Source organism: Bosea sp. BIWAKO-01, assembly GCF_001748145.1.
Lineage (GTDB): Bacteria > Pseudomonadota > Alphaproteobacteria > Rhizobiales > Beijerinckiaceae > Allobosea.
Map to the genome: position 1 here is coordinate 3954406 of NZ_BCQA01000001.1, position 23458 is coordinate 3977863.

The 23458-nt window shown below is 62.3% G+C and carries 18 protein-coding genes and 1 tRNA gene; 12 read left to right on the forward strand and 7 right to left on the reverse strand.

Features of this window, described 5'->3' with window-relative positions:
• Window positions 1–78 precede the first annotated feature (78 nt).
• The 5 genes from pdxY to BIWAKO_RS18425 are packed head-to-tail and all read left to right on the forward strand — an operon-like array spanning window position 79 to window position 5804.
• Window positions 79–927: a pyridoxal kinase PdxY gene (gene pdxY / locus BIWAKO_RS18405; RefSeq protein WP_069879886.1), complete on the forward strand. Its 849-nt coding sequence runs from the start codon at window positions 79–81 to the stop codon at window positions 925–927.
• Between the two features lie 17 nt (window positions 928–944).
• Window positions 945–2075, forward strand: coding sequence for an endonuclease/exonuclease/phosphatase family protein (locus BIWAKO_RS18410; protein WP_069879887.1), 1131 nt, complete (start codon window positions 945–947; stop codon window positions 2073–2075).
• Entirely contained in the window at window positions 2072–2971 is a 900-nt protein-coding gene (locus tag BIWAKO_RS18415) for a PhzF family phenazine biosynthesis protein (RefSeq protein WP_069879888.1), read from the forward strand. Before BIWAKO_RS18410 ends, BIWAKO_RS18415 begins: the two co-directional genes overlap by 4 nt.
• Before the next feature lie 13 nt (window positions 2972–2984).
• Entirely contained in the window at window positions 2985–3704 is a 720-nt protein-coding gene (locus BIWAKO_RS18420) for an NUDIX hydrolase (protein ID WP_141740146.1), read from the forward strand.
• Between the two features lie 30 nt (window positions 3705–3734).
• Window positions 3735–5804, forward strand: a complete 2070-nt coding sequence (locus BIWAKO_RS18425; RefSeq protein WP_084651556.1) for a M3 family metallopeptidase — start codon at window positions 3735–3737, stop codon at window positions 5802–5804.
• 136 nt (window positions 5805–5940) lie between these two features.
• Here BIWAKO_RS18425 and BIWAKO_RS18430 read toward each other — a convergent pair whose 3' ends face one another.
• Window positions 5941–6276 (reverse strand): hypothetical protein, encoded by a 336-nt coding sequence (locus tag BIWAKO_RS18430; protein WP_069879890.1) that lies wholly within the window; start codon window positions 6274–6276, stop codon window positions 5941–5943.
• A gap of 78 nt (window positions 6277–6354) precedes the next feature.
• Entirely contained in the window at window positions 6355–6996 is a 642-nt protein-coding gene (locus tag BIWAKO_RS18435; RefSeq protein ID WP_069882605.1) for a YoaK family protein, read from the reverse strand.
• Window positions 6997–7417: 421 nt separating this feature from the next.
• Here BIWAKO_RS18435 and BIWAKO_RS18440 point away from each other — a divergent pair, with 421 nt between their 5' ends.
• Window positions 7418–8983 (forward strand): 2-isopropylmalate synthase, encoded by a 1566-nt coding sequence (locus BIWAKO_RS18440; protein WP_069879891.1) that lies wholly within the window; start codon window positions 7418–7420, stop codon window positions 8981–8983.
• Window positions 8984–9089: 106 nt separating this feature from the next.
• Here the strand turns inward: BIWAKO_RS18440 and BIWAKO_RS18445 are convergent, their stop codons facing one another.
• On the reverse strand, window positions 9090–9914 hold the full coding sequence (locus BIWAKO_RS18445; protein WP_069879892.1) for a class I SAM-dependent methyltransferase: 825 nt from the start codon (window positions 9912–9914) through the stop codon (window positions 9090–9092).
• 95 nt (window positions 9915–10009) lie between these two features.
• Window positions 10010–10492, reverse strand: a complete 483-nt coding sequence (locus tag BIWAKO_RS18450) for an Lrp/AsnC family transcriptional regulator (RefSeq protein ID WP_069879893.1) — start codon at window positions 10490–10492, stop codon at window positions 10010–10012.
• A 121-nt stretch (window positions 10493–10613) separates the two neighbouring features.
• Here BIWAKO_RS18450 and phhA point away from each other — a divergent pair, with 121 nt between their 5' ends.
• The 3 genes from phhA (at window position 10614) to BIWAKO_RS18465 (ending at window position 13118) form a co-directional block, all read left to right on the forward strand.
• Window positions 10614–11489: a phenylalanine 4-monooxygenase gene (gene phhA / locus BIWAKO_RS18455; protein WP_069879894.1), complete on the forward strand. Its 876-nt coding sequence runs from the start codon at window positions 10614–10616 to the stop codon at window positions 11487–11489.
• 135 nt (window positions 11490–11624) lie between these two features.
• Complete coding sequence (locus tag BIWAKO_RS18460; RefSeq protein WP_069879895.1) at window positions 11625–12899, forward strand: solute carrier family 23 protein; 1275 nt, start codon at window positions 11625–11627, stop codon at window positions 12897–12899.
• A gap of 143 nt (window positions 12900–13042) precedes the next feature.
• Window positions 13043–13118 (forward strand) — tRNA-Lys (locus BIWAKO_RS18465).
• Between the two features lie 513 nt (window positions 13119–13631).
• Here BIWAKO_RS18465 and BIWAKO_RS18470 read toward each other — a convergent pair.
• Window positions 13632–14297, reverse strand: a complete 666-nt coding sequence (locus BIWAKO_RS18470; RefSeq protein WP_069879896.1) for a HEPN domain-containing protein — start codon at window positions 14295–14297, stop codon at window positions 13632–13634.
• Window positions 14298–14325: 28 nt separating this feature from the next.
• Entirely contained in the window at window positions 14326–15309 is a 984-nt protein-coding gene (locus BIWAKO_RS18475; RefSeq protein ID WP_069879897.1) for a helix-turn-helix transcriptional regulator, read from the reverse strand.
• A gap of 105 nt (window positions 15310–15414) precedes the next feature.
• On the opposite strand from BIWAKO_RS18475, the gene BIWAKO_RS18480 reads away from it, so the two are divergent.
• The 3 genes from BIWAKO_RS18480 to BIWAKO_RS35410 all read left to right on the forward strand — a co-directional run bounded on the left by BIWAKO_RS18480 (window position 15415) and on the right by BIWAKO_RS35410 (window position 23106).
• Window positions 15415–18717 carry a TM0106 family RecB-like putative nuclease gene (locus BIWAKO_RS18480; RefSeq protein ID WP_069879898.1) on the forward strand — a complete coding sequence of 1101 codons (3303 nt, stop codon included), beginning with the start codon at window positions 15415–15417 and terminating at the stop codon, window positions 18715–18717.
• Window positions 18718–19756: 1039 nt separating this feature from the next.
• Window positions 19757–21955, forward strand: coding sequence for a DNA cytosine methyltransferase (locus BIWAKO_RS34295; RefSeq protein ID WP_074471573.1), 2199 nt, complete (start codon window positions 19757–19759; stop codon window positions 21953–21955).
• Window positions 21952–23106 carry a hypothetical protein gene (locus BIWAKO_RS35410; protein WP_141740147.1) on the forward strand — a complete coding sequence of 385 codons (1155 nt, stop codon included), beginning with the start codon at window positions 21952–21954 and terminating at the stop codon, window positions 23104–23106. The genes BIWAKO_RS34295 and BIWAKO_RS35410 overlap by 4 nt, the downstream gene beginning before the upstream one ends.
• Here the strand turns inward: BIWAKO_RS35410 and BIWAKO_RS34860 are convergent.
• Window positions 23103–23456: a recombinase family protein gene (locus tag BIWAKO_RS34860; RefSeq protein ID WP_084652282.1), complete on the reverse strand. Its 354-nt coding sequence runs from the start codon at window positions 23454–23456 to the stop codon at window positions 23103–23105. The genes BIWAKO_RS35410 and BIWAKO_RS34860 overlap by 4 nt on opposite strands.
• Between the last annotated feature and the right edge of the window lie 2 nt (window positions 23457–23458).

Below are 23458 nucleotides of genomic sequence, written 5' to 3' on the forward strand. Positions count from 1 at the left end.
CAACGCTTTCGATTTGCGCCCGGCGCGGCAACCGCTAGGTTCGCCGCGTCGTTTCGTTGAAGGCTTGTGCTGCGCGCCATGAACATCCTCTCGATCCAGTCCCATGTCGCTTTTGGCCATGTCGGCAATGCCTCCGCCGTTTTCCCGATGCAGCGGCTCGGGGTCGAGGTCTGGCCGATCCATACCGTGCAGTTCTCGAATCACACGGGCTACGGGGACTGGAAAGGTCGGGTCTTCGAGGGCGGCATGATCGACGAGGTGATGGAAGGCATTGCCGAACGTGGCGTGCTGCCGGGCTGTGACGGCGTGCTTTCCGGCTATATGGGATCGGCAGATATCGGCCACGCCATCCTGTCTGCCGTCGAACGTGTCCGCGCGGCCAATCCCGATGCGCTCTATTGCTGCGATCCGGTGATCGGCGATGTCGGGCGCGGTATTTTCGTGCGGCCGGGCATTCCCGAGTTCATGCGCGAACAGGCGGTGCCGGCCGCAGATATCGTCACGCCGAACCAGTTCGAGCTCGAACTCCTGACCGATATCGAGGTCAAGACGATTGCTGACGCGCACCGCGCCGTCGAAACGCTGCGCGATGCCGGCCCGAAGGTCGTGCTGGTGACGTCGCTGGTCACGGAAGAAACGCCGGCGGATGCGATCGACCTGATGGCGGCCGACGCCAAGGGCGCCTTCCGGGTGCGCACGCCGAAGATCGATATCAGCGTCAACGGTGCGGGTGACGCGATCGCCGCACTCTTCTTTGTCCACTATATGCGCGAGGGATCGGCTGCCGCTGCCCTCAGCAAGGCCTCGTCCTCGATCTACGGCCTGTTGAAGCGGACGAAGGAGGCCGGCTCGCGCGAAATCCTGACGGTCGCCGCGCAGGACGAGTTCGTGACGCCTTCGCAGCTCTTCACGCCCGAAGCGATCTGAGCCGCAGGCTGAACGCGATGAAACTGCGCGTCGGCACCTTCAATGTCGAAAACCTGCTGACGCGCCACCGCTTCGAGAATGGCGGACGCATCGACACTGCCGCAGCGATGTCGCTCTTTCATTTTCCGCGCGCCGATCAGCGCGATGCCGTCGAGCGCTCGCTCGCGGTGGCGCTTGAGGACGACAAGCGGCAGATGACGGCACTCGCCATCGCCGAGGCGCAGGCCGATATCTGGATGCTGCAGGAAGTGGACTCGCTCGCCAGCCTGCAGGCGTTCTTTGCCAATTACGTCCATCGCATCGCCGATTACCGCTACGGCCATTTCGCCTTGATCGACGGCAATGACAGGCGCGACATCGATATCGGCTTTGGCGCCCGGCGCGATCTGCTGGCGCCGCAGGCGGTCCGTGTCGTCTCGCACAAGGAGATCAGTTTCGGCCAGGCCGGAGCCTATGATCCTTCGCTCGCGCGTTTCGGCATCAGGCCGGGCGACAGGGTCTTTGCCCGAGATTGCCTCGCCGCCGAGCTGCGCTTCGGGGACCGCTCCCTGACGCTGTTCGGGTGCCATTTCAAGTCGATGAACAATGGCCGCGACGATGGCCGGCAGGAGACCCTGCCGATCAGACGGGCGGAGGCCCTGGCCGTCAAGCACATCGTCAAGACCTGGTTCGGCGCGTCGTGGCGCGAGGCCAACTGGATCGTGCTGGGTGATCTCAACGGCTACCGCCATGGCCTTGGCCCACTGGGCGAGCTGGTTGACGAAGGTGATAGCGGCATCGAGCCACTGCTCGAGGATTTCGCTGTCGATCCGATGGTGCATCTGCCCCAGCATGAGCGCTGGACGCATTTCAGGCGCTACTGGTCGGAGGCCGAGCAGCGGCTGATCGATAGCCATATGCCGCTCGATCACATCCTGCTGTCGCCGACGCTGGCGGCCGCGAACCCGAGACCGGCCATGCAGATGATCCGGCGAGGTTTGCCCTATCGCGTGCCGCTCGACCCGCGTGAGCCCGATCGTTCGATGGCGCGGCTGGCGACCTGCAGCGACCGCTATCCGCGCGTCGGCTGGGACAGGCCGAAGGCGTCGGATCATTGCCCGCTGACCATCGATCTGGTCGTGCCTGCCACCAAGGGAGGGTTGCCGTGAAACGCCGCTTCGTCACGCTCGATGTCTTCACCCGGGCACGTCACGCCGGCAACCCTTTGGCGGTGGTGCTGGACTCGGAGGGGCTCGACACCGAGGCGATGCAGGCGATCACGCGCGAATTCAACCTGTCCGAGACGGTTTTCGTCGCGCCGCCCGCCCACTCGGCCAACAGTGCGGCGATCCGGATCTTTACACCGGGCCGGGAATTGCCGTTCGCTGGCCATCCGACCGTCGGCACCGCCGTCCTGCTCGCTCTCCACGACGCCCAGGCGGGCAGGGCGAGCGACAAGCTCGTCCTGGAGGAGCGGATTGGCGCGGTCTCCTGCGACGTCTCGGTCGGGAATGATCGGGGCAGGGCGACCTTCACCTTGCCGCGATTGCCGGAGCGGATCGGAGAAGCGGCAGCCGTGGCGGAGATTGCCGGCGCTCTTGGGCTCGATCCAGCCGAGATCGGCTTCGATGCTCATGAGCCTGGCGTATTCTCCGGTGGCGTCGACTTCACCCTGGTTCCCGTGGCGAGCCTTGAGGCCATGGGCCGCATCACGCTCGACATGATGCGGTGGAATACGGTGATGAAGCCGGCCGAGCATCCCAACGCCTTCGCCTATTGCCGGCAGACCCGCGATGTGGGCCATCATTTCCATGCCCGCATGTTCGCGCCGGGGATGGGCATCGGGGAAGACCCCGCGACCGGTGGCGCAGCCGCCGCCTTTGCCGCCGCCGTGATGGCCTTCGATCGTCCTGGCGATGGCGAGCACCGCCTCGTCATCGAGCAAGGGTACGAGATGGGACGCCCCTCGCAGATCGCACTCACCCTGCGGGTCGAGCGCGGTGGACTCGTTTCGGCCAGCATTGGCGGCGAAGCTGTGTTGGTGAGCGAGGGCGTGCTGCTGTGAGCGGGACCGAATGATGAATGGTGTTATCGACGGAACGATCGTTCCGCTCGCGCGGGTCGAGGCGGTGGTCGAGCCGCATGACTGGGGCTTCGAGCGGGAGAACCAGAGTGCGATTGCTGCGCATTGGGCCAGGATCAGCGCGGGCAAGCCGGCGATGTTCAATGGCCGGATCATGCTGCAGCATCACGGCGCGATCGTGGATGGCGTGTTCAGCGCGCGCTATTTCGAGACCGACTATGCCGCCTTCATGACCTGGCGCGATCTTGGCCATCCCGGCCCGGTGGTTCGCAACGGTTATGCGATGGCGGCCCTGCGGGCGGCGGATGGCGCCTTTCTCTGCGGCGTGATGGGCGACCACACCGCCAATGCGGGCAAAGTCTATTTTGCCGCCGGCACGCCTGATCGCGAAGATCTCAGGGACGACGGCACGCTCGACCTCGCCGGCAGCGTTACGCGCGAACTCTGCGAGGAGACCGGGCTGGCCCTGAGCGAGATCGAGGTAGCCGAAGGCTGGACGGCGGTGATCATGACGGGCCGCGTCGCTTTCATGCGGCCGGTTGCGTTGTCCTGGTCGGCCGAGGAGGCGCGCGAGATCATGCTGTCACGCATCAAGCAGCAAGCGGAGCCGGAACTCTCCGACATCGTGATCGTGCGTAATCTTGCCGAGAGCGACCATCTCGACATGCCGCCCTTCATGCGGCGCTACCTCGCCCATATCTACGCTCGAGACTGACCTTCCTCTGTTTTTCCGGAACGGAACGAGATGACCGCGCCAGAAGCCTTGCCGCTACCCGCAGACAATCCCTTCGCCGCCGTCTGGGAGACACCCTTCGGCCTGCCGCCCTTCGCGGTAATCAAGCCTGAACACATCACGCCGGCTTTCGAGGCGGCTCTGGCCAAGCACAAGGCGGAGATCGCCACGATTTCCGGCGATCAGTCAGAGCCCGATTTCGCCAACGTGATCGAAGCTCTGGAACGGTCGGGCCGTGCGCTCAGCCGTGTCGGCGGTGTCTTCTACAATCTTGCCGGCGCTGACACGAACGAGGCGCTGCAGGCGATCGAACGCGAGATCTCACCGGTCACCTCGCGGCACTGGTCGGCAATCATGATGGACCCGGCCCTGTTCGCCCGCGTCGATGCGGTCTTCGCGAAGCGCGAGAATTTGGGACTGGATGCTGAACAGAAGCGCCTGCTTGAGCGGACCTATCGCGGCTTCGTCCGCTCGGGCGCGCAGCTTGGCCCCGAGGAAAAGAAACGCCTTGCGGCGATCAACGAGCGGCTGGCGGGGCTCGGCACGCAGTTCAGCCAGAACGTGCTCAAGGACGAGGCCTCCTATGCGCTTGTCCTCGATGACGAGGCCAAGCTCGCGGGCGTGCCGCCCTTCCTGCGGGCGGCGATGGCCCATGCAGCTGGCGACCGGGGCCACGAAGGCAAGCACGCGGTTACACTGTCACGATCGATCATCGAGCCCTTCCTGACTTTCTCTACCCGCCGCGAGCTCCGCGAGGAGGCCTTCGTGGCCTGGAGCAAGCGCGGAGAGAATGGCGGCGGGACGGATAACCGCGCCATCGTCGCGGAGATGGTGGCGTTGCGTGCCGAGAAGGCAAAACTGCTCGGCTTCGAGACCTTCGCGCATTTCAAGCTCGACGATTCCATGGCCAAGACGCCGGAAAACGTCCGGGGACTGCTCGAACTGGTCTGGAAGCCGGCCAAGGCGCGGGCCGCGAAGGAAGCGGCTGACCTTGCCCTGCTCGCGCAGGAGGAGGGCGAGAATGGCCCGATCCGACCGTGGGACTGGCGCCACTATGCCGAGAAGGTGCGCCAGAAGACCTATGCGCTCGATGAGGCGGTGCTGAAGCCCTATCTCCAGCTCGACCGCATCATTGCTGCGGCCTTCGACACCGCGGGCAAGCTCTTCGGCCTGACCTTCGAGGAGAAGCGCGATCTTACGGGCTATCATCCCGATGTCCGCGTCTTCGAGGTCCGCGAGGCGGGCGGCCGGCATATCGGGCTCTTCCTCGGTGATTATTTCGCCCGCGCATCGAAACGTTCGGGTGCCTGGATGAGTGCCTATCGCGGCCAGCGCAAGCTCGGGGGCGAGGTTCGGCCGATCATCGTCAATGTCTGCAATTTCGCGAAGCCCGCGGCCGGCAAGCCGGCGCTGCTTTCGATCGACGATGCGCGTACCCTGTTCCACGAGTTCGGCCATGCCCTGCATGGGCTCTTGTCCGACGTGACATATGGCTCGCTCGCCGGCACCTCGGTGTCGCGCGATTTCGTCGAGTTGCCCTCCCAGCTCTACGAGCACTGGTTCCTGACACGGGAGGTTATGCAGGCCTATTGCCTGCATGCCGAGACCGGCGAGCCGATCCCCGAGGCGCTGATCGACAAGATCAAGAAGGCGCAGACCTTCAACCAGGGCTTTGCGACGGTGGAATACACCTCGTCCGCGCTGGTCGACCTCGCCTTCCATTCGCTGAAGGATCCGGCAGCGGTCGATCCGCTTGCCTTCGAGGCGGCAGAATTGAAGCGGATCGGCATGCCAGCCGAGATCATCATGCGCCATCGCACGCCGCATTTCACCCATGTCTTCTCGGGCGACGGCTATTCGGCCGGCTATTACAGCTATCTCTGGTCAGAGGTGATGGATGCCGACGCTTTCAACGCCTTCATCGAGGCTGGAAACGTCTTCGCCGCCGATGTCGCCGGCAAGCTGAAGCGATTCATCTATTCGGCGGGCGATACGCGTGATCCGGCAGAGGCCTACACGCTCTTCAGGGGCAGGCTGCCCACGCCGGATGCCCTGCTGGAGAAGCGAGGCCTGGCGGCGTAGAAGCGCAGGCTCTCCCTGTCACAGCGGCCTCGCACAGGCCGGCCCCGTCTTGAACCGCCGGGGCGAAGGGTGACGGTTGGACGGAAGTCGTCGTGGCCGGGATAAGCCCGACCACGATGCGTGATGCTGACGAGCCTTACGGATAACCGAACCGTGACTTGGTGGCGCGCACCTGGGAGATCGCGCCAGCGTCATTGCCCGCTGCGCAGGTCGAACGGGCGTTGGCAATCTCGGCACTGACGCGGCTGTGCACGCCCTTGGTGGTGTGGCCGGTCGCAAGGTCGTTATCCATCACTGCCTGGAAACGTTCGACCTCGCCCGAGCAGCCCGATCCACTCGGCATGCGGAAGGTGCTGGGCGTCACGCCAGGGGCTGCCTGCTCCGGCGCCGGGGCGGGCGGTGGTCCGGCTGTCTGGCAGGCGGCGAGCAGGAAGCTGGCGAAGGCGGGGATCAAGAAGGAAGTGGCGCGCATCGCATGCAGGCTCCGGCTGGCGAATGGCCGGGACAATGACCGATTCCCCGCGCCGTTCCAATCGCCTCCGCTCGCGGTTCAGTCCGTCAGCAAGAGGCGGGAGGCCGTCAGGGTCAGGAGCGCCGAGAAGGCGGCCGCCAGCCAGATTGCGTCGAGCCCGATCATGTTATGGGCGAGAGCGCCGGCAACCGCTCCACTCAGCAGCCCGAGCCAGAGCGTGAAATGGCGCAGCCAGGCGAGGCGCGAGCCGCCTAGCAGGGCGCCGGCAAGGCGTTGTCCCATCTTCACCAACGTGCCGGTCATGTAGGTCAGTCCGATCGTGACTTCGCCGTCGCGCTGGAAGACCGAGTTCTCCATGCCCATGGCGATGGCGAGCAGGGCGATGCTGATGCCGGCCTCTCCCAGCCTGCCCGACAATGCAGCGATGAAGAGGCAGATCGTCAGGGACGCCAGCACGGCGGCATGACGTTTCGCCCGGGCGAAATGCCCGACGAGCGAACCGAGCACGACGCCGCCAACGAAGAGCATGATGATACCACCTGCCAGCGCGATGCCGCCGAGATGGCCGTTGGCGAGCTCAATTCCGAGCCGCGTCGTGTTTCCGGTCATGAAGGACACGAAGAAACCGCCAAGGCTGATGAAGCCGAGCGCATCGACATATCCGGCAAGGAAAGTCAGCCCGACCGCAAGACCGATCGTGCGGCGGTCGTAGCGCATCATCGGATATTTCTCCCCAGCCTGCCCGACGATCGAATGCGATTCGCAGGCCGCGGACAACATTGACCGCGCCAGCCGCGGCGGCTCGGGCAGGATAATGAGTCTGCGCCCGAGATGACGCCGCAAACTTCGCATGCGTCACATGCTTGCGCATTGCGGGTGCTTTCGGTTACATCGTGTCCAGTCGAAAGAGGAACGCCCGTGGCCGCATCTGCCACCCATGCCTGGATCCTGAGCCGCGCCGTTGCGCGGACGGCCGGCATGCGCGCTCCGCTTGGCCTTGGTCAGCTTCTTCTCCTTAGCCGCCCCTGAGGGCCGGCCGGGCATGCATGCCTGGGCGCTCAGGGGAGTGACGAGAACCGCCTTCCAGACCTAAAGCGCCCATCTGAACGACCGCGGCGCGACCCATTTCAGGATCACGACCATGACCAACGCTTCCCAGACCGCCTCGTCCAAGGACCGGGTGCTGATCTTCGACACCACCCTGCGTGACGGTGAACAATGCCCCGGCGCCACCATGACCTTCGAGGAGAAGCTGGAAGTCGCGGATGTGCTGGACGCCATGGGTGTCGACATCATCGAGGCCGGATTCCCGATCGCGTCCGACGGCGATTTCGAGGCTGTCTCGGAAATCGCCAAGCGGATCAAGCGTGCGACCGTCGCCGGGCTGGCGCGGGCCATCAGCGCCGATATCGCTCGGGCAGGCGAAGCCGTACGCCACGCGGTGAAGCCGCGCATCCATACCTTCGTTTCGACCTCGCCGATCCATTTGCAGCATCAGATGCGCAAGACCGAGGATGAGGTTCTGGAGATCATCACCAGGACCGTCGCCCAGGCGCGCAACCTGGTCGAGGATGTCGAGTGGTCGGCGATGGATGCGACGCGCACGCCGATCGAGTATCTCTGCCGGGCAGTCGAGACCGCGATCAAGGCGGGGGCGACGACGATCAACCTGCCCGATACCGTCGGCTACGCGACGCCGGATGAGTATCGCACCATGTTCAGCTCGATCCGCGAGCGCGTGCCGAATGCCGACAAGGCGATCTTCTCGGTGCACTGCCATAACGATCTCGGTCTGGCTGTCGCCAACTCGCTGGCCGGCATCGAGGGCGGCGCGCGGCAGGTCGAATGCACGATCAACGGCATCGGCGAGCGCGCGGGCAACGCGGCGCTGGAAGAGGTGGTGATGGCGCTGCGGGTCCGTGGCGATGTGCTGCCCTACGATACCGGCATCGAGTCGGCCATGCTGATGCGCGCGTCGAAGGCGGTTTCCACCGCCTGCTCCTTCCCGGTTCAGTACAACAAGGCGATCGTCGGTCGGAACGCCTTCGCCCACGAGAGCGGCATTCACCAGGACGGCATGCTGAAGCACCAGCAGACCTATGAGATCATGACGCCCGCCTCGGTCGGCGTGACCAAGACCTCACTGGTGATGGGCAAGCATTCGGGGCGCGCCGCCTTCCGCTCCAAGCTGAAGGACATGGGCTACGATCTCGGCGACAACCAGCTGGAGGACGCCTTCACCCGGTTCAAGGCCTTGGCCGATCGCAAGAAGCACGTCTATGACGAGGATATCGAAGCGCTGGTCGATGAGAACATCGCAACCGCCCATGACCGCGTGAAGCTGGTCTCGCTGACGGTGATCGCCGGCACGCGTGGCCCGCAGCGGGCCATGATGAAGCTGGATGTCGAAGGGCGCGTCGTTGCCGAGGAAGCCGAAGGCAACGGGCCGATCGATGCGGTCTTCAAGGCGATCAAGGCGATCGTGCCGCACGAGGCCCATCTGGAGCTCTATGACGTCCATGCCGTGACAGAGGGGACCGATGCGCAGGCCGAGGTTTCTGTCAGGCTCTCCGAAGGTGGTGCGTCTGTCACTGGCCGCGGCGCCGACCCCGACACTCTGGTTGCTTCGGCCAAGGCCTATCTCTCGGCGCTCAACAAGCTGATCGCGCGTGGTGCGCGCGTGCATGCGCAGGCAGCTGCGGAGTAGCTGCCACCCTTCAATTGCGGCCCCCGGGGCGAGGCGATGAGTTCGTCCCGGGGGCTTGCGGTAAAGTGATATTCCGGCGGTTTGCGACGAGGCCGGGGATGCCGCGTCAGCCGGGCTTGCTACCTCTGGCGACCAGGGCCGGCGACGGCACGGCATAGATGCCGTTGCGCTCGTATGCAGAAACCCGTTCGCGCAGATATTCCTTGATCCTGGCCAGGTTCTCCGGACGCTGCCGGCGCAGGACAGCTGCCGCGCGGACCGTGCCGGATGAAATGGCGTCGATGATCGCGTCAGGAGATGAGACGCGCCAGATCAGCGGGACTTCCGTTGTCGATATATTCACGAAGCCGGCTCGGGCGAGCAACTGCGCTGCGAAGCCCGGTTCGCCGTAGCTGAAGAAGTTGGGGCCGGGAGGCAGTCCCACATCCAGTGAGCCATGGGCCTGAATGGCGTCATAGACCATCGAGAAACCGATGCACTTCGTCGCGTCGCACCACGAGGCATAGGCGAAACGCCCGGCGGGTTTGAGAGTGCGGCAGGCCTCGGCGAGCGCCTTGTCCGGATCGGGCAGGTGAGGCAATCCAAAGGCGTTGAGGACGGCATCGAACTCACCATCGGCAAAGGGAAGCGCCTCGGCATTGCCCTCTACAAAGCGGATTTCCGGATAGGTCTGCTGCGCCAACCGAATCTGGACCGCGGAAAAGTCCAGGCCGACGGCGTCTGCGCCATGGTCACGCGCGGCGGCCGCCACATAGCCGACGCCACAGGCGACATCGAGAACCCTGTCTCCAGACCTCAGTTCGGCGGCGCGGATCAGTTCGGGGACGCAGCCCGACGTCACTTCGCCAAGGTTGCGATGATAGGCGAGCGCGACCGTCGCGGTGCCCCAGCCTCTATGCTCGAAATCTCCAAAGGTACTGGATGCGGCCATGAGCCAGGCCTCCCCATCACGCTCCGCTTGGCCGCGGTCGCGCGGCGGGCATAGGGTCGCAGAATAGCACGACCCGGGCGAGACGTCCGCAGGTCTCACACCGGCCAGCCCTCGTCCGCCTTGATCGTCGCCAGCACGAAGGAGGAGCGCATGTCCGCGACACCCGGTAGCGTCAGCAGGCGCTGCATCGCGAATTCGCCATAGGCCTCGATATCGTCCGCGACGATATGCACGAGCAGATCGCATTCGCCGGTCATGGCCTGGCAGGAGATCACCTCCTCGAAGGATTTGAGCTTCGCGACCAGTCGGGTCCGCCAGTCGGGGTCGGATTGCGAGAGCTTGACGAGGGCATAGGCTTCGACGCCGTGGCCGAGGGCGCGGCGGTCCAGTTCCGCGCGGTAGCCGGTGATGATGCCGTCCTCCTCCAGCGCTTTGAGCCTGCGCAGGCAGGGCGAGGCTGCCATGCCGATCTCTTCGGACAGAGCTGCGTTGGTGATCCGGCCATTACGCTGCAGGGCGCGCAGGATCCGCCGATCGGTCTCGTCGAGCCGAGGCGGGTTTACACGATCGTGGGGCATGATCGGACCTCAATCCATTTCAGCGGGTCATATCCTGCCAATAGACGTGTCGAAAAACAAGAAATGGTCAGGACATGACCGTCGGCTCCGCGCATCATCCTTCATGCAAGGGAGGTGCGCCATGTCGACCGATCCGTTCTCCCGCTCGGGCTTGAAGCCGCATGAGATACCGGAGGATTTCGTCGTCGATCAACGTTTCGACGCCTATTCAAGGGCTGATCATGAAACCTGGTCGCGGCTGCATCGACGCCAGGCCGAGTTACTGCGGGGCCGCGTCTGCGACGAATATTTCGAGGGGCTCGCCGCGCTTGGCATCGCTGCCGATGGCATTCCCGATTTTCGTGATCTGAACCGCGTGCTCGAAGCTGCAACCGGATGGACGGTCGTGGCCGTGCCGGGGCTAGTGCCGGACCGGGTCTTCTTCACCCATCTGGCTGCGCGCCGCTTTCCAGCGGGTTTCTGGATCAGGCGGCCGGAGGAGTTCGATTATATCGAGGAGCCGGACATCTTCCATGACATCTTCGGCCATGTGCCGCTGTTGATGAACCGGTCCTATGCCGATTTCGTCGCGGCCTATGGCGAGGCGGGCTTGCGGCTGCATGATGCCGCCGATCTCGCGCGGCTGGCGCGGCTCTATTGGTACAGCGTCGAGTTCGGGCTGATCGAGACCAAGGCCGGCCTGCGCATCTTCGGGGCCGGCATAGCCTCCTCGCCGGGCGAGACGATCTTCGCGCTCGAGAGCGCGTCACCCAATCGCATCGCCTTCGATGCTGTTCGCGTGATGCGTACGCTCTATCGCATCGATGATTACCAGCAGAGCTATTTCGTAATGCCTGGCTTCGACGCCATGCCGGCGCTTGATGAAACATCGCTGGCGATGACCTTGTCCCGGGCGCGGGCTGGGGCCGACATTGATCCGGAAATGGCGCTGCCGGCGGATCGTCTCTTCCAGCGTGGTGATCAGAGCCACCACCGGCAAACGCAGATCGCCTCCTGAAACGCCGGGGAGAGCCGGTTTTCCCCTGAAATCACAGCGATTTCGCCGCCACCGTCTTGGCGGCGGCAGCGCGCTTGCCTTCTATGTCGCTTCGTGACGCGAGCATGGTCGCGGCTTGGCTGGGGAGCGTGAGGCATGGCTGGCTATTTTCCGAAGTGGACATTGAAGACCACCGGCGCGGTGATGCCGGATGAGCGGCTGCCGACCGGGCAGACCATCGTCGCCGGGTTGCAGCATGTCGTCGCCATGTTTGGCTCGACAGTGCTGGCGCCGCTGCTGATGGGGTTTGATCCCAATGTCGCGATATTCTTCTCGGGCATCGCGACGCTGCTCTTCTTCGTGATCACCAGGGGGCAATTGCCGAGCTATCTCGGCTCCTCCTTTGCTTTCATCGGCGTGGTGATCGCTGCGACCGGCTATGCCGGGGCTGGCCCCAACGCGAATATCGGCGTGGCGCTTGGCGGCATCATCGCCTGTGGCGCAGTTTACTTCGCCATCGGCCTGATCGTGCAGGCCGTCGGCACCAACTGGATCGAGAAGCTGCTGCCGCCGGTGGTCACTGGCGCGGTTGTCGCCGCGATCGGTCTCAACCTGACCGCGGTCGCGATGAACATGATCTCGGCGAGTCCCTATACGAAGTGGATCGCGTTGTTCACCGTCGTCGCGGTTGCGCTGGTGGCGGTTTACGGGCGCGGGCTGGCGCAGCGGCTGCCGGTGCTGATCGGCGGCCTCACGGCCTATGTGGTCTACGCCGCGACGGCCTCGTCCTTCGGCGCTCCGACAATCGATTTCGGCAAGATTGCCGCCGCGTCCTGGTTCGGCTTGCCGAATTTCGTCGCACCGGTCTTCGATTTCAAGGCGATGGCGCTGATCGCTCCGGTCGCGATCATCCTGGTCGCGGAGAATCTCGGGCATATCAAGGGCATCGCCGTGATGACCGGCCGTAACCTCGATCCGCTGATCGGGCGCGGCTTCATGGCCGACGGGCTGGGGACCATCATCGCCGGGTCGGGCGGCGGCACGGGCGTCACGACCTATGCCGAAAACATGGGCGTGATGGCGGTGACGCGGGTTTATTCGACTCTGGTCTTCGTCGCTGCGGGTGTCATCGCAGTGGTGCTCGGCTTCTCGCCCAAATTCGGCGCGGTGATCGGCACGATCCCGGTCGCAGTACTGGGCGGTCTCGCCGTCGTCGTCTTCGGCTTGATCGCTGCGACGGCGGGCCGGATCTGGGTTGAGAACAAGGTCGATTTCTCCGCGCCGAAGAACCTCATCACGGTTGCGACCGCGCTGATCCTGGGCGCCGGTGATCTGAAACTGCCGATTTTCGGCTTCGAACTCGGCGGAATCGGCACTGCTACCTTCGGTGCGATCGCACTTTACCACCTGCTCAACCGCCGCACGGCGTGAGGTTTTCTCGCAGTTGCACACAGGCATTTAGCCGGAGTGCATTTTTCTGCGCAAACGGGGTGGACAGGGCAGGGGGCGTTTGTTACACGCCCCCTGCCTGACGCGGTTCCGGCCGGCAGAAAGGCAACGTCTTCGTGGCGTATGGGTGATTAGCTCAGTTGGTAGAGCAGCTGACTCTTAATCAGCGGGTCGTAGGTTCGAGCCCTACATCACCCACCACGAAATCAAGAACTTAGCAGCCAGCCGAATACCAGCATGGCTGTGCAGGTTCTTCTCAGGTTCTTCCCCTGATTGGCTGCGGCCAGCTGGCGGCCACTGAACCCTCGCGGTTCAAAGACCCAGGCTGAAATCGGTACCTGTCCAAATCACGCGTTTGCAAAGCCTCAGTGAGGCCTAAAGCGAAAAACAAGTCTGCCACGCCTGTCGGACAGCCCGGCCGGCTTCTGCGGCGGGTTGCAGGCCTTCCGTAGATGGGCGCGCCGGCACGGCCCAAATTGCGCGACTATCAACGTCTGGCCCTGAAGGCAGAGGCGTTCCTAGACTTTGCGAGCTTGTTCGGCGCGCAAATGGAACCAAGTCGCTAGCCGAGGTTTCCAGGCGTGTGCGGCCGAGGAGCTCAGGTTATGGCTTGACGGGGCCGCCGTCGCCGAGACGCTCGCCGAGTACAGCGTGATGTGGGACAGGCTCGGACGTGCAGCGGGCGACAATTCGGGGCATTGATCGAAGCCGCTCTTAATCGACAACCGGGTAAAACGGCCGCCCCCAATCCTCCTGAGGATTGTCCATCATTAGATCGATGAAGACCGGCATCAAAAAGCCGAGGATCGCCGCACCGTCGCGCACCTGCGCGCGGTTCACGCCGCTATTCCAGGTAGAGCCGCCATGCACCAGCTGGTTGCGCAGGACATAGAGCCGGTCGAAGACAAAGCTCAGCACTCGCGCACTATGGCCCGTCTGGAATGCCTGCATGAATGCGCGGGCCGATCCCCTCAATCGGCCCTCCCAGTCCTCGAAGCCTTCGATCCCGTTATGGTGCTGCCAGAACGGGTTGAACACATAGCGGTTTTCCATGAGCAGCCGCACGGGCCCGGGAAACCGTTGCCAGATGGCCTTGTAGATCCTGCGTTCGGCATCCAGCGCCGTCAGCCGCCCGAAGAAATCCAGGAAGGCCGCCCGCTCACCCTGCGGAAACGACTGAAACTCTCGCTCGTCTGCATAGGCCGCGTTGAATGCGATCCAGAGGAAGATAAAGCGGGCGTCGTCGTCATCACCGCAAGCCTCGGCGCGGCCGATCCAGCTGATAGCGCGATGGGCGCGCAGGCCCATGGTTTCGGGAAAGCCATCGCGAATGGCGCGCTGTTTGGCTTTCAAAGCTGCGTGGTCGACAACATCCTTCATCGCACAAACCCGCCCTCTGAAAAGCTGCTCACGGCAAGGCGTCAAAATCCGGTCGCCGATGCCCTTCGACCAAGGCCCGCAGCCCCTCCGGCGCGACCACCTCGACCTTGTCGCCCCACTGGTAGAGATGCCAGGCCATCTCGAGCCAGCCTGCCGCCTGAAACCGGACGATCAGGCTTCCGTCGTCTTGTGGCTCCAGGACCTGAGTGGGGTGAAAGCGGAATTCAGAGGCGCGCTCGGCGGCCGCGGGCGCGAAACGCCAGATCACTTCGCCGTATTGCGCGGGATCCTGATAGACCCCGAATGCTTGAGCAGCGTAGTCCTCCAGAACGAATCCCGGCGCGAACGCGAAGCCTTCGTCCAGCACTTCGGCGGTCTGGAGGCGGTCCATGCGAAAGTTCAGGATTGTCTCGCCGCGCGTGGGCTGACGCGCCACGAGATAACTGCGATGGCCCAGCAGCAGGCCGTGCGGTTCGATCACCCGGGGTGCGGCGTCCACTGATCCGTAGGTGACGCACAGGCGAAACGGTCCTCGCAGTGCTTCGATCACTGCATCCGTCACCTCGGGACGCAAGGCGACGGTCGGGCCGGGGCGCATGATCTGACCCAGACCAGCTAGCACGGCCTCGGCATCGGCCTCGGACCGGGTGGCATCGCGGGGTGTCAGCCGCGCCAGCAACCTGTCGCGCAAATCCTCCAGCGCGCGGGCATGGCGCAGCCGGCCTTGGTCGCGTGCAGCGCTGGCGGCGATTTCCAGCGCCTCTATGGTGGTTTCCTGTCGCGGTTGGAGCCGCTCGGGCGGTGGCGCGTCGAGCCGCCAGTAACGCCGCCGATCCTCGGCGTCCGTGGTCGTGACATGAGCAAAGGTGGCGTCCAGCGCCTCGGTCATCCGCTGCGCCGTCCGGTGCGAGACACCGAACTCGGTGCAGATGTCCTCAAGGCAAACGCCCCCACGCCGGGACGCCGCCATCTGGGCGAGACGGAGAAGATCCTGAGCCTTGGCGAAAGACATTCGACCTCTATGCCAGAAATTGACACCATCATAGGCTATTAATGGACTGCCGGTCTGTCGAGGCGGTTCCCTCGGGGATCGAGCGTCACAAGGGTTGGAGCAGTAATGAGGGATCTCGACGGTCGCATCTTTTTGTCCGCCTCGGACCTTATGCGCTTCATGGGTTGTGCGCACGCAACGACCCTCGATCTTGCATACATGCGCGGAACCGGGCCAGAGCCACGAGAGGACAGCGAGGACGCCGCGCTGCTGCAGAAACAAGGCGATGCCCACGAAGCGGCGCACCTAGCGCGGCTCAATGCGGCTGGACGCGGTGTTGTGGAGATCGCGCGGGGTGGCTTGGCTCGCAACGCCGAAACCACGCGCGCGGCGCTGGCGGCAGGGCCGGAGGTCGTGTTTCAGGGGGCCTTTCTGTCCGGCAACTGGGGTGGTTGGTCGGATTTTCTGGAGCGCGTCGAGCGTCCTTCTGTGCTCGGCTCGTTCAGCTACGAGGTGGCTGACACCAAGCTCAAGCGCCGTCCGCACCCCAAGCATGTGCTGCAACTGGTGCTCTATTCCGATCTGCTGACCGAAATTCAGGGTGTGGCGCCCGAGTTCGGTCATGTCGAGTTAGGGGACGGCACCCGCGCAACCTTGCGACTGTCAAGCTACGCCGCCTATGCCCGCATGGCGCGGGCGCGGCTCGAAGGTTTCGTGGCCAATCCGCAATCGACACGTCCCATCCCTTGTGCGGATTGCGGTCTTTGCCGTTGGGGCGATCATTGTGCAGGCGTCTGGCAGGCAGAAGACAGCCTGTTCAACGTCGCCAACATCAGCCGCGGGCAGGTTAAGAAGCTGGAAGGGGCGGGCGTCAGAACAATGGCGGCTCTGGCCAGCCTCGACCAACCGATCCGCGGCATGGCGGAAAATACCCGTATCCGTCTGGTGACACAGGCCCGGCTGCAACATGCCCGCAAGACCGGCGCGCCCTCATTCGAGTTGCGCACCCCTGAACCGGGCATGGGCTTTAACTTGCTGCCCGCGCCGCAACCGGGCGACATCTTCTATGACATCGAAGGCGATCCGCACTTCGAGGGCGGTCTGGAATACCTTCATGGCGTCTGGTTCGATGGCCAGTTTCGCGCGTTCTGGGGGCATGATCACGCAGCCGAGGCGCGGGCGCTCTCCGAGTTGCTCGATTTCTTCCGCGCCCGCCTGGCCGCAAATCCTGCAGCGCGCATTTATCACTACGCGCCCTATGAGATTACCGCGCTGCGGCGGCTGACCACGAAATACGGGATCGGCGAAGCCTTTTTTGACCGCCTTTTGCGCGAGCGCCGATTCGTCGATCTGTTCGCGGTCGTGCGCGGGGCGCTGATCGGGTCTGAGGCCAACTATTCCATCAAGTCGATGGAGGCATTCTACGGCCGCAAGCGCGACGGCGAGGTGAAGACGGCGGGGGGCTCGGTTGTCGCCTATGAGCGGTGGCGCGAGACGGGCGATCAGCAGATCCTTGACGAGATCGAGGATTACAATCGCGTCGACTGCATCTCGACCGAAGAGTTGCGTGACTGGCTGGTGCGCATCCGGCCCGCTGCGCCTTGGCCGACGCTCGGGCAGGATGCGGGCATCAAGGAGGCCGAGGAGGACGCCGACACGCAGGCCCTGCGTTCTACCCTCGCAGCCTCCGGTTTGCCGCAAGACCGGCAAGACATGCTGTTCAACCTCGGCCTCTTCCACAAGCGTGAGGCCAAGCCCGCACAATGGGCGGTATTCGACAGCGTGGGCAAGGACGAGGACGATCTGATCGACGACCTCGATGCGCTTGCCGGCCTGGAAGCCACGGGTTCGGCCGAACAAGTCAAACGTTCCATGGCGCGGACCTACCGCTTCCCGCCGCAGGAAACGAAGTTGCGGGGCGGCAAGAACGCGACGGTGCCGGTCGTCGACGGTGCGCCCGCGACTGTCAGCATCGAGGCCCTTGATCGGACGGCGCGCGAGATCACGGTCAAGGCCGGTCCAGCGAAGGCGCATCTTCTGACGGATCGGCTGACGCTGCACCCGGACTGGCCGTTGAACACCGACGTCATCGCCGCCGCATTGCGCGATGTGATCGCCGATCAATGCGGCGCGCGGCGGTTCACGGCAGTCGACGATCTCTTGTCACGCGCCCCGCCGCGCCTGACCACCGGTTCGCGGCCCGATCTGCTGAACGGTGCCGATCCCGTTACAGGCACGATTGCCGCAGTGGCGGCCATGGATGGCACCGTTCTGCCGATTCAGGGGCCGCCCGGAACCGGCAAGACCTATGTCACCGCCCGCGCGATCCTATCGCTGGTACGCAAGGGCTATCGCGTTGGCGTCGCCTCGAACAGCCATGAGGCGATCCGCAATGTGCTGATGGGTTGCCTGATCGCTTTGGGGGAAAGTGATCCCGATATCGTGCTGGAAAACGCCGAACTGGCCCACAAGGTCAGCGGCGGCGAGGACGGCTATCCCGAGGGCTTCACCGGCATCACGCGGGCCACATCGAATGACGATCCTGCGCTGCATCATGCACACGTCGTCGGCGGAACGGCTTGGTTCTTGGCGCGCCCCGAGTTCGAGCAGACCTTCGACTGGCTGTTCGTGGACGAGGCCGGCCAGGTCGGTCTTGCCAACATGGCCGCCATGGGGCGGGCGGCCCGGAACATAGTGCTTGTCGGTGACCCGCGTCAGTTGCCGCAAGTGATCCAGGGCGCGCATCCCGCGCCTGCGAACCTGTCGTGCCTCGACTGGATGCTCGGCGACCACGCTACCGTGCCGCCCGACCGCGGCATCTTCCTGCCAATCTCAAGGCGGATGCATCCCGAGGTCTGCGGTTTCATTTCCGATCAGTTCTATGAGGGACGGCTGGCCAGCCACCCCGACACCGCGCGTCAGGCCGTGAGCGGCACGTCGTTCCCGACAACCGGTGCATTTTGGGTGCCGGTCCCGCATGAGGGCAACGCCCAGATAGCGCCTGAAGAAGTCGCGGCCATCAAGGGCGCCGTGCGCGACTTATTGATGGGCGCCTGGACGGAGAAGGACGGCACAACGCGACCTATGCGCCAGTCGGACATCATCGTCGTCGCTCCTTACAACGCGCAGGTGAACGCGCTCCGCGACGCATTGCCCGAAGGCATTCGCGTCGGCACCGTAGACAAGTTCCAGGGGCAGGAAGCACCCGTCTGCCTGGTCTCGATGACGGCGTCATCGGCCGAAGAAACGCCGCGCGGCATGGACTTCCTGTTCTCCCTCAACCGGATCAACGTGGCAGTTTCGCGCGCCAAGGGGCTGTCGCTCGTCTTTGGCGCACCCCGCCTGCTCGAGGCAAAAAGCGACACGGTCGAGGAGATGCGGCTGGTGAACACGCTCTGTGCTTTGGACGTTACTGAGATTCAGAAGTGAATTAAAACGATGGCAGAAGGCGAAGGCATTGGCTCCAAACCCAGAAAGAACAGGCTTTAGCCTTCGGCAAGCCAGTTCCCTCTGGTTTTGTTGTTCGTCAAGGTTCAACCGCGATGCGTGAAGGGTCCCCGGGATAAGAAACGGGACAGGCCTGAGCGAGATCGTTTGGTGGAACAAGGTGTTCTCGTTCCCGATGATAGGGTTTCCCTTCCGTGAGAACGCTACGGCTCCGGGGTGATGGATCACGAGGCCAGCGGCGCGGCTCCGGGCCTGCCATGCGGCTAGGGCCTCCATGGGCGCGCCGTCGCTATCTCGCACGCGATTGGGAGCGCTACATAGTAGCAATCATAGCTCAGCCTTCACAGCTCTAGCGGCTCAGCATCCGCAAGCCCCTGTGACGACTGATGAGAGCGACCTCAGGGATCGAAAGGCCATATCTGAAGAACGGGGAGACCGCCTCGGGCCGCAGATCATGGTGTCTTAGGTCCTCTATGCCCGCGTTGGCCTTCACGCTCTGCCACGCCAGATTGGGCCTCCTCCTTCACGGGAAACTAGCGGTCTCCTGAGCGCTCTAAGGACGACAGACCCTCTGTAGCCCTCGGTAGCAGGGGCACAACGCGAAGGTGTCCGGTGCCCATTTGATGGCCCGCACTTGACACGTGATGCGCTCTATTGTTCTCTTTTTGTTCACTCAAGAAAGGATTAGCGAAGATCGCTGTGCCCTGAGAGGGCCTGCGCCGACCTTGCGTGTTGACAACCGTGCTATGTGTGTCAACCGTGTACACGGCGTACATCCAGGGTGATTGGCATGAATGAGGTAGGCCTTCGAATTCGGATCGACGAGGCTCTCCGTCGCGACTTTATCGCTACGTGCAAGCTCCAAGACTCGACAGCAGCGCAAGTCCTTCGAGCGTTCATGCGCCAATATATCGAGACAAACGGTGCCAGTATTAGGCAAGGTCAGCTCTTCGGGCCGCTCTCGCAGGCTCCTAATCTCCGGCAGTCCTAAGCGCGCAAGAACTCAGGCGATTGAGCTGATATGTCCAAAGAAGGTAAGAATCTAACGGCAATATCGTTGTTCGCTGGAGGTGGCGGGCTAACGATGGGCCTGCACAGTGCTGGCTTTATGAGCCTTCTCGCGACGGATGCTGAGAGGTCGTCCGCAGACACTTTCAAAGCCAATTTTCCCGATACCGCGTTTCACTTAGGGGACGTTCAACATCTTACTAGGTCGCAGATTGTTGCTGCCTGCGGCCATCTAGAGATTGATTTGGTTGCCGGTGGCCCTCCCTGCCAAGGGTTTTCAACGCTCGGCGACCAGAATCCCGCCGATCCTAGGAATGGCCTCTTTTGGCGTTTTGTCCGAATCGTGGATTGGACACGTCCGAAGTGCTTCTTAATGGAGAACGTGAACTACCTCAGAACTCAGTACGGGGGACGTTACGAGAAGGAGATCACCCTCGCTTTTGAGCGCCTAGGCTATCGTGTTTGGGTCACCACACTAAATTCTGCCGACTTTGGCGTGCCGCAAGTTCGTAAGAGGGTCTTTTTCTTCGGAACGCGGTTGTCCGCCGAGTTCGATTGGCCAAAACCGACACACGGACCGAACAGACTGCCGTACACAACGGTGGGCTCGGCCCTTGAAAATTTGCCAGAGGGCTCCCGTAACCACGCGCACTTGAATCATAGCGCTACGGTCGTGGCTCGTTACAAGCTTATCCCTGAGGGTGGGCGCATGCCTCCTCCTGGAGAGTTGCCTGTAGAAATTCGCAGGAAGAATTTCGGAAACACCTATAAGCGGCTTCACCGCGAGCGCCCATCGCTGACGCTTGTCCCAGGCAACAATGCCTTCCCGGTTCATCCCACGGCACACCGCAGCCTCTCGGCTCGAGAAGCCGCACGGCTCCAATCCTTCCCCGATGAGTATTTCTTCGCAGGCAGCAGAGCGGAGCAGTGCAGACTCGTCGGCAATGCGGTGCCGCCGCTGCTCGCAAAACACATTGGAGAAGCGATAGTGTCGCACATCGAGGCCAGTTCCACGCTGATCAAGGACACTAGTAAGCTTAGGCGCACTAAAGACGCGCCCACTCCCGTCCGTTTGGTGTCGCGCCAGCCCTCAACGAGCAAGTCCGGCTTGACAGCAGTGAGCTTGTTCAGCGGCATTGGCGGGCTGATGCTCGGCTTCATCAACGCCGGGGTGCGAATAGCTACATCGTATGATCTAAAAAATAGCGTAGCGCGTAACGCCGAGGTAAATTTTCCGACGATAAAGCATGAAAAAGCGGATATTGCTTCGCTTACGTCTGCGGAAATCGAGAATGCTGCTGGGGGCCCGATCGATATCGTATTTGGAGGTCCGCCCTGCCAAGGTTTTTCTATTTTTGGTCGAAGACGATTTGTCAATACTCGAGACCATAAGCCAGATACAGACGAACGAAACGAAGTATCGCTAAAGTTTATTGACCTCGCGATTGAGTTGTCGCCGCGTGCGATTTTTATGGAGAATGTCAAAGGATTTGTATCCACTCAGCGCGGGGATACCACTTATCTTGCCGAGGTCGAAAATCGACTTCAACTTGCCGGTTACGAATATGCTCACAAAGTAGTCAATTGCGCCTCATATGGCGTTCCTCAGTCACGCGAGCGCTTTATCCTCATCGCTTGGAAGGCGGGCGGCACATTTGTTTGGCCGGAGCCAAAGCATTTTGCTGACCCGAAGCCTTGGCAGAGGCGCGTGGTTACGGTGGGTGATGTGATCACAGACCTAATGGACCCTGCCACTCACGGCGAGGCCTTTAGTCACGTCCCAATGAACCACAAGGACCTAGTTGTCGAGCGCTACAAGCTGATTCCCGAGGGCGGGAAGCTGCCTGAGGGAACAATGCCTGATGAGCTACGGAAGGGCTACCGCTCAACTTCCGTCAAAAATTACAGCCACGTCTATAAGCGTCTCTCAATGTCAGCGCCAGCAACCACGATGGTGCCTGGCCACAATGCCTTCCCCGTGCACCCGGTACTTCATCGCACTTTGACCGTCCGCGAAGCAGCTAGAATTCAAACCTTCCCCGACTGGATGACCTTTCACGGCACCCGACAGCAGCAATGCACGCTAGTGGGTAATGCGGTACCGCCGCTGCTGGCAGAAATATTCGCTACAAGCATCGTAAAGAGCCTGATGGGTAACTTCTCTAGTGAGGGCTATAAGAGAGACGTTTATGATCTGGCGGCGGGCTTATGAACACGCACGATCTGCTGGCCTTCTCTGTAGCTCAAGAAGCAATAAATCGAATTTCAACAGGCACCGCGCCTTGGGATACCATCCTGTCGGCAACTAGCTACATCACTTCATCGAGGTCTTGGCCTATGCCAGACTTCGTACTTGTTGACCCCACAACTCGGGTAACGGTTGGGGCGGAGTTCAAGCCTCCGCAGCAGACGAAGAGAGAGTATCTTACCGGTCTCGGCCAAGCTATTTCATATTCGCGTGATTTTCATTATGGATTACTTATTGTTCCGTCGATTTCCGATGATGGATATCGCATCGCTGATCACGTAGTATCGGTGCTATCTCAGTCGCCTCTTGATATGGCGCCCATTGGGGTACTTGAATACAATCCTGCAACCCTATCTCCCACTAATTCAACTTTCACCGAGTCGAGATTCTTCAGTCCGCGCGTAACGGCGCCGGCTCAGCCTGCAGTATTGGATCAGAGCTTCTTCGCCAAATGGCGCGAGATGAGCCCGCAAGAGATGCTTTTCTTGTTGTCGGCCAGCTACGATGCGATGCGCAATCGCCTCCCCGCTCTGGGTACCATACGTGATCTCGCTTTCGACGCTCTATGGATAGCAATTCAGGCGCGCACGATACATCACTGGGGAGGGGGCCTGCGGACATACAATAATACGGCATCAAATAAGGTCGCCGTAAGCAAGAATTATAGGAACTTTCTTTTCCACATAGGCTGGACGGAAAGCGATGGCAGCCTGACTAAGCAGGGGCTGGAGGCGCTTCACGTTGGAACGCTATACGGACATCTATCACAGCCATTTCTAGACGCAGTTGCAACTGCCCTTCTAATCGAGGGAAAGCACCTTATCCTCTTCAATGCGATCTCTGAGTTTCAAGATACGATTGGCACGATGCCGTCAGAGCCTGACTGGCTTAATCTGCTGGAAGAGACACTTGAATTGAAAGGATTGCTCAAACGAAACCCCTCCCGACACGCGGTGGCCACGGCCAATTCATCTCGTCAATTTCTAAAAGCAGAGAAGCAATTATGGAGGAACCTTGGTCTAATCATGCCAAGGGGGCCTCGCGTGTTTCATCCCGGCCGTGGATTCATTTTCAACTGGGCGCGTATTGCTGGCCTCCTCCAGTCCAGCGATTAACCTTTCGGAACAGGGAAGCATTTGAGCGCCCAGTGTACACGCCTCGGAGGCGCAGCCCTTCGCTTAAAACGAACACCCATGAGTTCCGCGGGGCTTAAGGGCCCATGCGTATCTTCAGAAAGGTGATCGCTGTTGATCAGAAGGTCTGCCGGTATTTCCGTTGGTCGACACATGGGCTCAAGGAACGTTAGGGACGCTTTCCGTTGATCGCACTCGTGAACGATGTTGAGGACTTCGCGGATGGACCTTCCGAGCCTGCCGAGGCGCGTGACGATGAGTTTAAGGCTCGGCCTGAGGAAGTCGAGGATCGCAGCTAGCTCGTCACGACCATCTCGGTTTGCGGTGCTGATCT